This window comes from Acinetobacter sp. YH1901141, from assembly GCF_013416935.1.
Lineage (GTDB): Bacteria > Pseudomonadota > Gammaproteobacteria > Pseudomonadales > Moraxellaceae > Acinetobacter > Acinetobacter towneri.
Genome location: NZ_VPEY01000022.1, coordinates 15,517 through 30,727 on the forward strand (window position 1 = coordinate 15,517; position 15,211 = coordinate 30,727).

General features: G+C 44.5%; 11 protein-coding genes. 5 read left to right on the forward strand and 6 right to left on the reverse strand.

Features of this window, described 5'->3' with window-relative positions; all coding sequences use genetic code 11:
- Positions 1-14: 14 nt before the first annotated feature.
- Both FTV52_RS11345 and dapB read right to left on the reverse strand, forming a co-directional pair.
- Entirely contained in the window at positions 15-641 is a 627-nt protein-coding gene (locus FTV52_RS11345) for an START domain-containing protein (protein ID WP_257221730.1), read from the reverse strand.
- A 152-nt stretch (positions 642-793) separates the two neighbouring features.
- On the reverse strand, positions 794-1,615 hold the full coding sequence (gene dapB, locus FTV52_RS11350) for a 4-hydroxy-tetrahydrodipicolinate reductase (RefSeq protein ID WP_179990831.1): 822 nt from the start codon (positions 1,613-1,615) through the stop codon (positions 794-796).
- 282 nt (positions 1,616-1,897) lie between these two features.
- Between dapB and FTV52_RS11355 the strand changes: the two genes are divergently transcribed.
- Positions 1,898-2,185: a hypothetical protein gene (locus FTV52_RS11355; protein ID WP_179990832.1), complete on the forward strand. Its 288-nt coding sequence runs from the start codon at positions 1,898-1,900 to the stop codon at positions 2,183-2,185.
- A gap of 94 nt (positions 2,186-2,279) precedes the next feature.
- Here the strand turns inward: FTV52_RS11355 and dnaJ are convergent, their stop codons facing one another.
- The 4 genes from dnaJ to FTV52_RS11375 form a co-directional block, all read right to left on the reverse strand.
- Complete coding sequence (gene dnaJ, locus FTV52_RS11360; protein ID WP_004970338.1) at positions 2,280-3,395, reverse strand: molecular chaperone DnaJ; 1,116 nt, start codon at positions 3,393-3,395, stop codon at positions 2,280-2,282.
- Between the two features lie 129 nt (positions 3,396-3,524).
- Positions 3,525-3,902, reverse strand: coding sequence for a hypothetical protein (locus tag FTV52_RS11365; RefSeq protein WP_026438412.1), 378 nt, complete (start codon positions 3,900-3,902; stop codon positions 3,525-3,527).
- Positions 3,903-4,037: 135 nt separating this feature from the next.
- A complete protein-coding gene (locus tag FTV52_RS11370; RefSeq protein ID WP_179990833.1) occupies positions 4,038-7,172 on the reverse strand; it encodes an efflux RND transporter permease subunit in 3,135 nt (1,044 codons plus the stop codon).
- Positions 7,173-7,175: 3 nt separating this feature from the next.
- Positions 7,176-8,315, reverse strand: a complete 1,140-nt coding sequence (locus FTV52_RS11375; protein WP_179990834.1) for an efflux RND transporter periplasmic adaptor subunit — start codon at positions 8,313-8,315, stop codon at positions 7,176-7,178.
- Positions 8,316-8,728: 413 nt separating this feature from the next.
- Here FTV52_RS11375 and FTV52_RS11380 point away from each other — a divergent pair, with 413 nt between their 5' ends.
- The 4 genes from FTV52_RS11380 (at position 8,729) to FTV52_RS11395 (ending at position 15,209) form a co-directional block, all read left to right on the forward strand.
- On the forward strand, positions 8,729-9,343 hold the full coding sequence (locus FTV52_RS11380) for a TetR/AcrR family transcriptional regulator (protein ID WP_179990835.1): 615 nt from the start codon (positions 8,729-8,731) through the stop codon (positions 9,341-9,343).
- Between the two features lie 235 nt (positions 9,344-9,578).
- Entirely contained in the window at positions 9,579-12,263 is a 2,685-nt protein-coding gene (gene ppc, locus FTV52_RS11385; RefSeq protein WP_131261313.1) for a phosphoenolpyruvate carboxylase, read from the forward strand.
- 441 nt (positions 12,264-12,704) lie between these two features.
- Entirely contained in the window at positions 12,705-13,652 is a 948-nt protein-coding gene (locus tag FTV52_RS11390; RefSeq protein ID WP_179990836.1) for a GGDEF domain-containing protein, read from the forward strand.
- 258 nt (positions 13,653-13,910) lie between these two features.
- Positions 13,911-15,209, forward strand: a complete 1,299-nt coding sequence (locus FTV52_RS11395; protein WP_004970352.1) for a solute carrier family 23 protein — start codon at positions 13,911-13,913, stop codon at positions 15,207-15,209.
- Positions 15,210-15,211: the final 2 nt, after the last annotated feature.

Below are 15,211 nucleotides of genomic sequence, written 5' to 3' on the forward strand. Positions count from 1 at the left end.
ATTAACTCAACCATTTAACGCAAAATTTCAGGTAACGCCTTATAACTACCGCTTTTGCTTAATTCAATTTTCATTTTTTGCAGCATTTGATACGGTTGCTGCTGCACAAACATATTCACAAAACTTAAAGGAATCGAACCCTCAGGGTTAGCATAGCCATAGGTACTGACTTTGACTTTGTGATTACCCAGTTTCTGAAAGGTCCAGTCGCCTTCGTAATCCTGAATACGCACATAATCTGGGTTCAAGGGATAGCCCCCCTCAATGGCTTTATTTTGAATACTAACCATACCTTGTGCATCTTTACTCATTTTACCTTTGACCACCAAATCACGATCTTTTAGTGGAAAAGGAAAATCCAGCACCATATACAGCAAGAACTCACCTTTTTGGTCATCACGTGACAAGACTTTGACACTGCCCACATAAGGCACCCATTTCACGGCATGATCAACATCTAAAATTAAGGCAGCAGCTTTTTCTAAAGGTACATTGAAGGTGGTTTCGGCCTTATACAAAAACACAGGGCTAGACTGCTGTTGAAAGGTCCAGACTTTAATATTGTTTTTATGTATGCTCAGTTTGGCATGTTCAATATTTTGTGCAGAGGCCGCACAAATACAGGTGCTTAACCCAAGCATCAACAGAGATTTTTCCATTTTATTTTTGCATCTTATTTTAGTTTTATGTGGGGTCTGATGCGTCATCATCCATGACATCAGACCCTAGTTTTTAGCTGTAGATTGAAAATTGTTCAAGCAATTTTTATCTATTTCGGATTCCTGCGCAGTTTTTAAACCTGAATCTCGTTAAATCCAAGAACATCTTTCATATCGTATTTACGCGCTTCGCGTCCCACCACCCACGCTGCAGCTCGCACGGCACCTGCAGCAAAGTTCATGCGGTTGGTAGCTTTGTGGGTAATTTCCACACGCTCGCCATCGGCAATAAACATCGCGGTATGTTCACCCACAATGTCGCCACCACGAATGGTTTGGAAACCAATACTTTTACGTTCACGTGGCCCTGTGTGTCCTTCGCGGCAGTAAACAGCATCGTGTTTTAAATCACGACCTAAGGTTGCTGCAATGGCCTCGCCCATCATTAATGCCGTGCCTGATGGTGCATCGACTTTATGACGATGATGCGCTTCAATCACTTCAATATCTACACTATCACCAAAGACTTTGGCTGCCAATTCCAGCAGTTTAATAGATACGTTTACACCAACTGAATAGTTGGCGGCATACACCACTGGCGTCTGTTGAGCCGATTCTTCTAAGAATGCTTTTTGTTCATCATTCATGCCTGTGGTGCCAATCACAATCGCCACGCCTGCTTCACGACAAAGCTTTAAGTGTTGTGCTGTGGCGGCTGGTGCGGTAAAGTCGATTACGACATCACAGTCAGCTAATACTTGTTCTAGGCTGCCCACGACTTTCACACCGAGTGTACCCACACCTGCCAGCTCTCCTGCATCTGCCCCCAAGAGACTGCTTTCTGGGCGTTCGACTGCAGCTGCCAATTGGTAGCCTGCTTCTTGAACGGCTTGAATTAAGATGCGGCCCATACGGCCGCCTGCGCCTAATACACCAATGCGTGGAGTTGCTGACATAGCATATTCCTAAAATAGATTCTAAATTGTGCTTACTATAGCAAAACTCGCTGCCTAGACTAAGTTTGTCTGCCAAGTTTCTGGGTTTATTTTTATCGGAAAGCGACTTTGACTGGGCTGCTGATGGTCACTTTACATACCTCAGGTAAACTTTTAACGAAGCGATGCTAAAAATTTATCTGAAAATACTCATTTTTATTTTTATTTCACAAATTTGCAAACTTGTATGCGCAGACTAGCCTGCACGAATGATAACAACTGCAAAAATTAAAGGGGATTTACATGCATTCGAAGAACATTGTATTGGCATTATTGTTAGGCATGAGCACAGCATCCGTATTTGCAGAGCCTGCACTTCAAGAAGGGGATACGCTAGAAAGCCTGTCCAAAGTCCGTATTAGCGTGACACTACAAGAACCGCTTGCTGTTGAAGTCGATGCACCTGAACTAGAAGAAACAGTACCAACGGAAAATGTGGTTGTTGCAAGCGCTCAACCACAAACTACCGTTGAAACAGCAACGACTGAAATGGTGGATGTTTTAGAGATTGATGTACCTGAAGTCGAATAAGAGTACAGCAGATACAACAAAGGCGATCTTCAAGATCGCCTTTATTTTTGAGTTTAGATGAGGTCGTGCTTTAGCATACCTAACCTAGGTTTCCTTAATCAAACAAACGATCAAAGAAAGACTTTTTCTTTGGTGATGACTGACTGCCCTCACCTTCCATCGTCGTCTGCAACTCTTTTAACAATTCACGCTGACGTGCCGTTAAATTCACAGGTGTTTCCACCACAATACGGCAGAGTAAATCGCCCTGCATACTGGTACGCACAGGTTTTACCCCTTTACCACGCAAACGGAACAATTTACCCGTTTGTGTTCCCTCAGGTACTTTCAGGCTCACACGACCATCTAGAGTAGGAATTTCAATTTCCTTACCTAAAGCAGCATCGGCAATGCTAACAGGCACATCCATATACAGATCAGCACCATCACGCTGGAAGATTTCGTGCTCACGCACCACCACTTCTACATATAGGTCGCCCGATTGACCATCACGAATGGCTTCACCTTTACCTGTTAAGCGTACGCGGTCGCCATTGTCCACCCCTGCAGGAATGGTCACTTCAAGAGTTTGTTGACGGTCTGACACACCCGAACCATGACATTTTTTACATGGGTTCTTGATAATTTTGCCCTGACCACGACAAGTGCTACAGGTTTGCTGTACCGAGAAGAAACCTTGCTGCATGCGTACTTGACCCGCACCATGACAGGTTGGACAGGTTTCAACATCATTTGGATTTTCTGAGCCTTTACCATCACAAGCTTCACATGGCGCAGGTGCTGTAAAGGTGATGGTTTTCTTAACGCCTTTGACTGCTTCTTCAAGCGTCAATTCCATCACATAGCGTAAGTCTGAACCACGGCGTTGACGTTGCTGGCCACGCCCCCCCCCACCAAAGGCTCCACCGAAAATATCCCCAAACTGGCTGAAAATATCTTCCGCACTGAAACCACCGAAGCCGCCAGCACCACCGCCCATACCACCTTCAAAGGCTTGATGGCCCATACGGTCGTACATGCTGCGTTTTTCGCTGTCTGACAGAACTTCATACGCTTCTGAAGCTTCTTTAAACTTCTCTTCAGCTTCAGGATTGTCCGGGTTACGGTCTGGATGATATTTCATCGCCAACTTACGGTAGGCTTTTTTAATTTCATCATCACTAGCGGTTTTAGAGACGCCCAAAACCTCATAATAATCACGTTTAGCCATGTCTGGCGATGCTCCTCACGGAATTCTATTTAAAACTTAACTGAAGTCTGAAATTGGGGTCAAACTGAGTTTTACAAGGGAAAGCTGTTAAAAATTTTAGCTGAAGTGCTTTAGATGAAGTTCAAGCCATTAGAACACAGCTTTATTTTTCAAAAATTTGGATAGCCCTTTAATCCAAGCATTGATTAAAAATAAGAAGGCAATCACGGCAAAGACCACACCTGCTACGGTGCAGGCTTTGACCCATAAAAAGGCATCCCAAGGAAAGAAGGCCAATGGAATAAACCACAATGCAGCAAACAATGCCAATACACTGTAAATCACCACATTACGCATGATCCATAAAGCCTGTGCCTGTAACCAGACTTCAGTGCTATCGACCACAATCACTTTTCGTGCATACCAATACGCCAATGCACCACTCACCACAGTAAATAAAGCAAAAAACATAAACACGTAAGAGATCGCGACAGACCGGCGAAACTTTACCAAGTTATCTTGCTTCATAATGTGATTTAACCCCATCTGTGCCATGCTTTATTTTTTAATCTGGCGCATGCTGTAACGTATGCAAAGGCTGAAAAATATAAGGTGCTACTATATTGAAATTTTCCAAGTTTCGCACCCGTTATTATGTCACTTTTACAGATTATGTGGATTTTTTTTCACTTTAAACCACTGTGCATATAATGCAGGTAAAAAGAACAGGGTTAATAGGGTCGCGACAATTAATCCGCCCATAATCGCCACAGCCATCGGGCCAAAGAAAATACTGCGAGAAAGTGGAATCATGGCCAATACTGCCGCCAAAGCGGTCAGTACAATTGGACGACAACGGCGCACCGTAGCGTTAATAATCGCGTCCCACTGCGATTCCCCAGCCCGAATATCCTGCTCAATCTGATCAATTAAAATCAAAGAATTGCGCATGATCATGCCCGATAAGGCAATGGTGCCGAGCATCGCCACAAAACCAAAGGGTTTGTTAAACAGCAACAGGAACAATACCACGCCAATAATGCCGAGCGGTGCAGTTAAAAACACGATGAATGCACGGGACATGCTACGCAGCTGAATCATCAACAAAGTCATCACCACGGCAAGGAAAAATGGCATGCCTGCATTGACTGACTTTTGCCCACGTGCCGATTCTTCAACCGTGCCACCCACTTCAATTAAATAGCCACTTGGCAACTTTTCACGCAGGGCCGCCATCGGTTCAGACAGTTCTGCCACCACCGTTGCAGGTTGCAAATTGCTACGAATATCACCACGTACGGTAATGGTCGGCAAGCGGTTACGATGCCAAATTAAGCCTTCTTCAAAACGGTATTCAATTTGTGCAATTTGCGCCAACGGCACCGATGTTCCACGTGAAGTCGGTATAGCCAAACTGCTTAAAGATGCGACATCTAGGCGCTCGGTTTGATCACCACGTAAACGGATTTCAATCAGTTCACGTTTTTCACGATACTGGTTAATAGCCGCGCCACTGATAGAGCTATTAAGGAAGTTAGCTAAATCAAGACTCGACACCCCCATTTGACGGGCACGGTCTTGATCAATCTGCAATTGAATGACTTTGCTCGGCTCACCCCAATCTAAATGCACATTGGTACTGTTTGGATTGGCACTGATGGTGGCTGCGACTTGCTGTGCCCATTGTCGCACTTGTGCCAAGTCTTCTCCTGACACGCGGAATTGCACTGGATAACCCACTGGTGGGCCATTTTCCAATAATGACACGCGAGTACGCACCTCTGGCAATAACAAGCGAATTTGTTCAGATAAATTACGGTGAATTTCATTGCGGTCTTCTAAAGACGATGCCAATACCACAAATTGGGCAAAACTGGCCTGCGGTAATTGCTGATCTAAAGGCAAATAGAAACGCGGCGAACCTGTGCCAACATAGGCTACATAATTGTCGATGCCTTGTTGTTGCGCCAAGAACTTTTCAACTTTTTTAACGGCTGCTTCTGTGGCTGTTAAAGACGCACCTTCTTCAAGTTTTAAATCGACTAAAATTTCCGCCCGATTGGAAGGTGGGAAGAATTGTTGAGGTACCAGTTTAAACATTGCAATCGACAACACAAAAATCGCAACAGTAGCCGCAATTACAGTTTTACGATAGCGCACACAGGTATTTACCCATGACCGAAATACCTGATAGAAACGGGTTTGATACGGGTCATGCGCCTCACCAGCCTGATGTGCCACAGGCTGTGGCTCAGGTTGTTTACGCAAACGTGCCCAAAGACGTTGATACCACGGTGCGCGCTGCACATGTCGCTGAAAATCTGGCAATAATTTATCTCCCAAATACGGCACAAATAGTACTGCGGCAAACCATGACACCACCAAGGCAATGGTCACTACCTGAAAAATTGAACGGGTATATTCCCCTGTACTTGATGCTGCTGTGGCAATCGGTAAAAAGCCTGCTGCGGTAATCAATGTACCAGTCAACATTGGGAAAGCAGTGGTTCGCCACGCATGCCCTGCGGCTTGCAAACGGCTGAAACCCTGTTCCATTTTAATTGCCATCATTTCAATGGCGATGATTGCATCATCCACCAATAAACCTAGGGCTAGAATTAAGGCACCCAGTGAAATTTTGTGCAGCCCGACATCAAACAAGTGCATGCCAGCAAAGGTCATGGCCAAGACCAGTGGAATAGAAAATGCCACCACCAAGCCTGTACGAAAACCCAGTGAAAAGAAGCTGACCAGCAATACAATAATCACTGCTTCGGCCAAGACTTTCATAAACTCATTCACACTGTGTTTGACCGCAACAGGTTGATCAGACACTTTTTGCAGCTGCATCCCTAAAGGCAAAGTCTTCTGCAAACGAGCAAATTCAGCTTCCAGATTTTCACCTAAAGCCAGAATGTCACCGCCTTTACGCATAGACACGGCAATGCCGATGCCATTTTCGCCCATAAAGCGCATACGTGGCTGGGCCGGCTCGCTAAACCCACGATAGACCTCGGCAACATCGCCCAGTTGAATAGTGGTGCCATTCACCAACAATGGCATTTGTTTCAGTTCATCAACACTATGCAATGCCCCGCTGACCCGCACCTGAATACGGTCTGAATGGGTTTCAAAAAAACCTGCGCTTGCCATGCTGTTTTGTTGTTGTAAGGCTTGCTGAATCGCGGTAACAGGAATACCAAGTTGTGCGGCTTTGGTGTTAGATAACTCAATCCAAATTTTTTGATCTTGCAAACCCACCAAATTAACTTTGGCAACATCTTTGACTCGCTGTAATTGTAGCTGCAAACGGTCGGCATATTCTTTGAGGGTGGCGTAGTCATAGTCTGCGCCTGTCAGCACATAAATATTGCCAAAAGTGTCGCCAAATTCATCATTAAAAAATGGGCCTTGTACCCCTTGCGGCAATTCATGACGAATATCATTGACCTTTTTACGCACCTTGTACCAAACATCTGGAATTTGGCTAGAACGCATGGAATCTTTGGCAATAAAAGTCACCATGGACTCGCCCGGACGCGAATAAGCCATGATGCGTTCATAGTCGCCCGTGCTCATCAATTCTTTTTCGATGCGGTCGGTGACTTGTAACGAGACCTCTTTGGCGCTCGCTCCCGGCCAATAGGTTTGAATCACCATCACTTTAAAAGTAAACGGTGGATCTTCACTTTGTGCCAGTTTGGAATAGGAAAAAATCCCGACAATGCCCAACAGCAGCATCAAGTAGACCACTAGACCTTTATTTTTCAGCGCCCATTCGGATAAGTTAAAATTCATATTTTAACGCTCCGTCTGTGTAGCAGCAGGAGCTGCCTGAGCGGTTGGATTGACCGCCTGTACAGCTTGATTGTCACGGTTAATTGGGCGGATTTTTTGTCGATCACGCAGTAAATGCACCCCACCCATCACCACATAATCTTGCGGCTGTAAGCCACTCAGTACAGGCACGCTGTCACGTCCATAAGCGCCCAATGTAACAGGAATTTGGCGCACGGTTGAGTCTGGCTGTAAGACCAAAACAAAAGCTTGTTGCCCTGTTGCCGACACGCTAGATAAAGGCACATATAAACCCTGATTGGCTTGGCGAGTCAGAAATACCCGCGCACTTTGCCCCAATTGAATCTGTGCATTGCCTTCACGTAAAGCCACTTTGACTTTAAAAGTACGCGACTGATCTGCCGCAGGGGAAATTTCTCGAACCGTACCTGCAAAACGGGTATCGGGTTGTGACCATAAACTTACCGTTGCCTCTTGCCCGACTCGAATTTCACCCACCGCTTGTTCAGGCACGCCAATCACGACTTCACGCTCCCCATCAATCGCCAATTGATAAGCGACCTGCCCTGCCGCTAAAACCTGCCCAACTTCAATATTGCGTTCAGTAATCACACCATTTTTTGTGGCACGTAACTGGTTATAGTCGGTTTGATTACTGCTGACTGCATAATTGGACTGTGCCTGTTTCAACTGTGCCATAGCATGTTGATATTGGTTTTTGACTGCATCATATTGCGAGCGACTGACGGCATTCATGGGTAATAATTGCTGAAAACGCTGTAACTCATCGCTAGCAATTTTTGCAGCAGATTGCGCACTTTCCAGTTGCGCACGCGCGGCATTGAGCTGCAATGCTGCATCTTGCACATCCAGTTTTGCTAAGACTTGCCCAACTTTGACCTGATCTCCCACATCGGCAAAACGCTGTGTAACTTGCCCTGCAACCCGAAATGCCAAAGCCGTTTGCTGACGAGCTTGCACCTCGCCTGCATAGCTTTTTTGCTCAAGATGTAAACTGCTAGGCTGGGTCACCATCACCAAAGGGACTTCCTGTTCAACCTCGGTTTTTTGCTTGCTGCATCCAATTAGGGTGATACAGCACAGCAGCATCAGGCTGGCAATGAGATTCTGAGTCGTGTTCATCAGGTTTGCTCTTATTTAAACGTTTTTTTTAGGGCAGAATACGGTAGGGTTTGCTGACACTTCGTCTATGTTTGCGACAGCGCATATTTTTAGCTGATATAAGGCATGAGGCAGGAAACTTAGTCATTCTAAGTAACTGACTCATAACGTAATAGCAGTAAAAAATATGCTTGTTCCAAAGGACTGTGGCTAAAACTTTCTCAGATTGCGTTATGAAACTTGGTAATAGTCTCGCTATTCCCTGCGTTTCATGCCTGATCTGCTCAGTTTTAGCCTACAGCGCAAGCCATTTATGAAGTGCGTGCAAACCCCTATATTAAATTGATTATTTTTTAATTAATATACCACTGGGTACATTAATTAAAACTGAAGCGTCATTTTCCAGTTGTACTGATGCAAATTAGGATGAGCGTGTGCAGATTCATGTCGGACGACCAAAAGATTTAGAAAAACGCCAACGCATTTTAATGTCGGCAAAACACTTGTTTTTAAAGTTGGGCTTTCATGGTTCTAGTATGAATCAGATTGCACGTGAAGCAGGCGTGACCAAATTAACGGTGTATAACCACTTTCAAGACAAAGCCACGTTATTTTCCTGTGCCATTGAAGAAACCTGTGAAAGTCTGCTCAAAGCACAACCTTTGGACTTGACTGCACATAGCAATTTTAAGCAGGCCTTATACCAAGCCTGTAAACTGTCCTTGAACTTGGTCAATATGCCTGAAGCGATTAAATTAGAGCATTTGCTGATGGAACTGGCCTCGGAGCAAAATCCGTTGGCATTGCAGTTTTACAATGCCTCACATGCCAAACTTCGCTCGATGTGGGAAAGCTTCTTTCGCCAAGCAGTAGAATTGCAGTTTATTCAGGCAGATGAACCTAAAACGCAAACCGAATTGATCGTTTCCTTACTGCATGGTTTACGTCACCATGAAGTTTTACTCGGTGTACGTGCCGTGCCCGATGCTGCACAATCTCAAAAGATTATTGAAGATGCAATTGGTATTTTTATGCTGCGTTATGGCTGAACAAGCTAATTTCGCAGCCTCATCATGCGAGATCTAACTCTCACCTTACACATATACGAATGATCAACTGACTCATATCTCCGTCCTGTATTTCTCTCCTAAATACTGCCACTTGGCACTATAACTTCAGATGCGCAAAATCCATGCAACTTTTGTAGATAGCCCGCTTGGATTGTATCTAAATCGGGGTATAGTCTTAACAGAGTAGAAAAACACAGAACATGGAGAACAACGAATGATTCAACAAATTGATGCTCCTCTACGCGATGACGTACGCTTACTTGGCAACTTATTGGGTGAAACCCTCAAGTTACACGCAGGACAAGATTTGTTTAATCAGGTCGAACAAATTCGTGCTTTATCTAAAGGCGCGCGCGATGGACAAGCCGAAGCTGAAAAACAACTCGAACAACTGTTTTTAAGTCTGGAAGATGACGAAATCTTACCGCTCACCCGTGCCTTTACCCACTTTTTGAATTTTGCCAACATCGCTGAGCAATATCATGTGGTGCGGAGCCGTCGCCAAAGCGAATTTGATGAAAATGGCGTTTCTCCAAACCCGCTAGATCACTTATTTATCAAGTTTAAAGACAACCAAATTTCTGCAGAAACACTCTTTCAACAAGTCTGCGAGCTAAAAATTGAGTTGGTTTTAACTGCGCATCCGACTGAAGTCAGCCGTCGTACCCTCATTCAAAAATATGACGATATTAATGACTGCTTGTTTAAAATGGATCAGCAAAAACTGACACCACGTGAACGTCAGGCAGTTTTGGCAGATTTAAAACAGCTGATCAGCTCGGCTTGGCAAACCGATGAAATTCGCCAACATCGCCCAACCCCTGTCGATGAAGCCAAATGGGGCTTTACCACCATCGAACAAACCCTGTGGAATGCGGTGCCTAAATTCATGCGTGAATTAGACAGCATTGTGCAGGAACATTGTGGACAAAGCCTGCCGCTGAGCGTTGCACCTGTACGTTTCGCCTCTTGGATGGGCGGTGACCGCGATGGTAACCCGAATGTCACTCATAAAGTTACTCAAGAAGTGCTGTGGCTGTCACGCTGGAAAGCAGCAGAACTGTATTTACGTGATATTGAAAACCTGCGTTGGGAACTCTCCATTCAGCAATGCAGCCCAGAATTGGCAGATGCTTTGGGACATTTCCATGCCGAGCCGTACCGTGAATATTTACGCGACACCCGAGAACGCCTAAAAGCCACCCGCGACTGGTTAGCAGCGAAACTGCAAGGCAAAGAGGCTGATGACAGTTTGGTCATCAAAAGCAAAGACGAACTGTTACAGCCTTTATTGCTGTGTTATCGCTCGCTGACGGCTTGCCAATTATCAGACATTGCGAACGGCAAATTGTTGGATTTAATTCATCGTGTGAATTGTTTTGGTATTGAATTGCTAAAACTGGATATTCGCCAAGAGTCAGGACGTCATCGCCAAGCCATTTCTGCCATTACCGAATATTTAGGTTTGGGCAATTTTGAAACATGGACTGAACAAGCACGTCAGAACTTTTTGCTTCAAGAGCTGCAAAGCAAACGTCCGTTATTGCCAAAATTCATGCAGGAACCTGCACAAAGCCTGATTCAACATCCCGATGTGCAAGAAGTATTTGCCACCATGCGCACTCTGGCTGCACAGCCGCAGGAAAGTTTGGGTGCTTATATTATTTCCATGGCGGAATATCCAAGTGATGTGTTGGCGGTATTATTGTTGCAAAAAGAAGCAGGCATTCAGCATCCTTTACGTGTGGTGCCACTGTTTGAAACCCTGAAAGACTTGGATGGGGCTGCTCAGACCATGAATACCCTATTTAATATGCATTGGTACAAGCAGCATATTCAGGGCAAACATGAGGTGATGATTGGCTACTCAGACTCCGCCAAAGATGCAGGTTTCATGTCTGCCAACTGGGCACAGTACCGCGCGCAGGAAGAACTGACTGCGGTAGCGCAGCAACATGCTGTGCAGCTGACTTTATTCCATGGTCGTGGTGGTTCCATCAGCCGTGGCGGTGCGCCAACGCAACAAGCATTGTTCTCACAACCTCCAGGGTCTATTTCAGGTGCAATTCGCGTCACCGAACAAGGTGAAATGATTCGCTTTAAATTTGGGCTTGAAGGGGTTGCCTTACAAAATCTGGAAGTCTATACCGCTGCAACCTTAGAAGCGACGCTGATGCCACCACCTGTGCCGAAAGCAGAATGGCGCGAGCTGATGGATAACATGACCGAACTTTCGGTGCAGGTCTATCGTCAAACCGTGCGTGAAAATCCGCATTTTGTGAAATATTTACGCACTGTCACGCCAGAGCTGGAATTGCAGATGTTGCCACTCGGTTCACGTCCCGCGAAACGTAAAGTGAGCGGTGGAATTGAATCCTTACGTGCCATTCCATGGGTATTTGCATGGACACAAATCCGTTTGATGCTGCCTGCTTGGTTAGGGACAGGCGCAGCAATTAACCAAACGCTCGATCAGGGACAAAAAGCCACTTTGGATGAAATGCTCAGCGATTGGCCGTATTTCCAGACTTTGATTGATATGCTGGAAATGGTGTTGTCTAAAGCCGACAGCAATATTGCCCTGTACTACGAATCTAACCTGACCGATGACGAAGACTTAAAACAACTGGGTGAGCAACTCCGTCAACGTCTGCGTGATGCTGTGACGACCCTACTGACCCTCAAAGGTGAATCGCAATTGCTCAGCAGCAATGATGTGCTAGATCAATCGATGCGGGTGCGTAAACCTTATTTATTGCCACTGCATTTGCTACAGGCAGAATTGATGAAACGTCGTCGTTTGTATTTGGCAGAACAGCATGCCGAACATACCCCTGTCGATCATGCCCTCATGGTGAGTATTGCAGGGATTGCAGCAGGCTTACGCAATACAGGTTAAGAGCTAACGAATAGCACAACAAGCAGAGTCATGCTCTGCTTGTGGCTCATTCACTCACTTAAACATGATTTGGGACGGATGACTACATATTAGGCTAAGTAGAAAAAATCATAAAAAAACATGATAACTGGCATTTTTTATGATTTCTGTCTCAACTTATTTGAATTATGCTTAGATTAGACAATAAATAAGAGTTTGGACTTGCCTATGCCAGAAAGCTCTACAATGACGACTTTATTAAAGCTAAAAATTTTTAATTTTTTCAAGGGTATAAAAATCTCCTCAGTTTAAATAACATCCAAAAATCACGTGTCGTCAGTGGCTTGGTTTTTTTCTTTCATTTACTCTTTTTAGTGGTACTTTGGCTCAGTCAAAGCCAACCCCTGTTTACCCCATACATGCTGCCATGGGTATTGGGTTGTTTAATATTGTATTTGCTGATTGCCTTGGTCTTTATATGTCATCAGCTATCGTATTCCTGAAAATCAGACCACACTCTATTATTTTCCAATTCTGTGTTTAGGCTTTTATAGCAGCTCACTCATGAGTATTGGCTATTTTCTGGGTCAAATGACGGTACTCACAGGCGTATTTACCATTGGCTCCATTTTTACAGGCTTATTGTTGTTTAAACGCAGCATTATCTTTTGGGGCACCATTCCCTGCTTGGTGGTATTTTACGGTGGTTCTTTGCTGACCTTGCGCAATATTATCCCCTATGCGCCCGTTTTTCAGCCCTATACGTTTACCAGTGCGGAATTCCAAAATTTCATGCTCATCAAAAACTTGATTGGCAGCACCATCATTGGTGTTCTGTTGGCCATTTTATTTAATACTTTTTTGGGACGCTGGATGATTCGTGAAGAACATCAGCAACAACTAATTCTGCTTGATCCACTCACCCAAACTCTCAACCGACGCGGTTTAAGCATAAAATTCAACCAACTGGTGAATCAAAAACAATTGGCGGGGCAAAACAAAGAACACATCTGCCTTGCCCTGCTCGATTTAGACTGGTTTAAGCAAGTAAATGATCGCTATGGACACGATGGAGGGGATCAGGTACTCAAGCAAATTCCAAAAATTTTGCAAAAAAATCTACGCAGTGAAGATATTATCGGACGTTTTGGTGGCGAAGAATTTATGATTATTTTCTCCAATACCTCACCGCAAATTGCCCAAAATGTACTGGAACGCTGCAGAATTGCCATTGAACAACATCGTATTGCCTATGCAGAACATGAGATTCAAATTACCGCAAGTTTTGGTTTAAGTGCCTTATATATTTATCATGCAGATCAACATGAATTAATTCAGCGTACTGATGCTGCGCTGTATAAAGCCAAGCAAAGTGGACATAATAATGTGCAGCAAGATATTGAATCATGAATATTAATTTTGTATAAAATACAAACAAAAATCGCAGGTCATACAATTTTTTTTAAACTGCGACTATCACTAAGTGACTGCAATACATTCTTTAAATTTATAAATAAAATTACTTATTTATATTAAATGTAAATTTTATCAAATAGTAAAATTTAATCCTAAAAATAAGCAGCTGATCTGTTTTCTGGCAAAATTTTTAAAAAATTTAGGCAATACAAGAGTATGATGTGCTCAATTTAGCTTTTGAGTGCTTACTTTATGTCCAATTGGTTTCCCAAATGGCGCCCTTATGAAGGCAGCATTGATGCACGTCCTGTAGGTACCAATGAGTATCTACCGCCTGCACAAACCGTTGTATTGGGGATACAACACGCATTTGCCATGTTTGGTGCCACTGTACTTGCACCTTTTTTAATGGGCTTTGATCCGAACCTTGCCATTTTAATGTCAGGAATTTGTACCATCCTGTTCTTTTTCATGACAGGTGGGCGTGTTCCAAGTTATTTAGGCTCAAGCTTTGCCTTTATTGGGGTGGTGATTGCTGCCACAGGCTATGCAGGCGCAGCAGGCGGTTTAAATGCCAATATTGGGGTTGCGGCAGGCGGGATTATTGCCTGCGGTATTTTATATGCCCTGATTGGCTTTTTGGTGATGGCTACTGGCACCCGCTGGATTGAAAAATTAATGCCACCTGTGGTGACAGGTGCGGTGGTGATGATCATTGGTTTAAACCTTGCTCCTGTCACGGTCAAAGCGGTTGCAGGCAATCCATTTAATATGTGGATGGCCTTGGTGACTGTGCTATGTATGGGCATGATTGCCGTATTTACCAAAGGTTTACTGCAACGCCTCTTGCTCCTGATTGGCTTGCTCATATCGTATCTGATCTATTTTGTAGTCACCAATGTCATGGGTTGGGGGACGCCAATTAACTTCGCACCGATTCAGCAAGCCGCTTGGTTTGGCGTACCAGACTTTCATGCGCCTGTATTTGATGTGAATGCCATGCTGATTATTGCCCCAATTGCCTTCATTTTGGTGGCAGAGAACTTGGGACACATTAAAGCAGTAGGTGCCATGACTGGTGAAAACCTCGATCCACACATTGGTAAAGCCTTTGTAGCCGATGGTGTTGCCACAACACTCGCAGGCGGTGTCGGTGCACCAGGTATGACTACCTATGGTGAAAACATTGGGGTGATGGCTGTTACCCGCGTGTATTCCACGATTATTTTTGTGGTGGCGGGAGTCTTTGCTATTTTCCTTGGCTTATCACCAAAATTTGGGGCAATTATCCATACCATTCCTACCGCCATTTTAACGGGCGCTTCGATTGTGGTATTTGGTTTGATTACCATTGCTGGCGCAAAAATCTGGATTGAAAACAAGGTCGATTTTTCTAAAAACAAGAACCTGATGGTGGCTGCCGTGACCATTATTTTAGGAACGGGTGACTTTGCACTGCAATTGGGCAGCTTTAACTTGGGCGGGATTGGGACAGCAACTTTTGCAGCCTTGTTCCTGAACTGGTTCTTTAGTTTGCGTGATCCCTCTTAATC

Bases quoted from the DNA above. Each gene is read 5' to 3' on its own strand.
- ppc (WP_131261313.1), top strand. From the start codon at position 9,579: ATGATTCAACAAATTGATGCTCCTCTACGCGATGACGTACGCTTACTT.
- FTV52_RS11365 (WP_026438412.1), bottom strand. From the start codon at position 3,902: ATGAAGCAAGATAACTTGGTAAAGTTTCGCCGGTCTGTCGCGATCTCT.
- dnaJ (WP_004970338.1), bottom strand. From the start codon at position 3,395: ATGGCTAAACGTGATTATTATGAGGTTTTGGGCGTCTCTAAAACCGCT.
- dapB (WP_179990831.1), bottom strand. From the start codon at position 1,615: ATGTCAGCAACTCCACGCATTGGTGTATTAGGCGCAGGCGGCCGTATG.
- FTV52_RS11375 (WP_179990834.1), bottom strand. From the start codon at position 8,315: ATGAACACGACTCAGAATCTCATTGCCAGCCTGATGCTGCTGTGCTGT.
- FTV52_RS11370 (WP_179990833.1), bottom strand. From the start codon at position 7,172: ATGAATTTTAACTTATCCGAATGGGCGCTGAAAAATAAAGGTCTAGTG.
- FTV52_RS11355 (WP_179990832.1), top strand. From the start codon at position 1,898: ATGCATTCGAAGAACATTGTATTGGCATTATTGTTAGGCATGAGCACA.
- FTV52_RS11395 (WP_004970352.1), top strand. From the start codon at position 13,911: ATGTCCAATTGGTTTCCCAAATGGCGCCCTTATGAAGGCAGCATTGAT.
- FTV52_RS11345 (WP_257221730.1), bottom strand. From the start codon at position 641: ATGCTTGGGTTAAGCACCTGTATTTGTGCGGCCTCTGCACAAAATATT.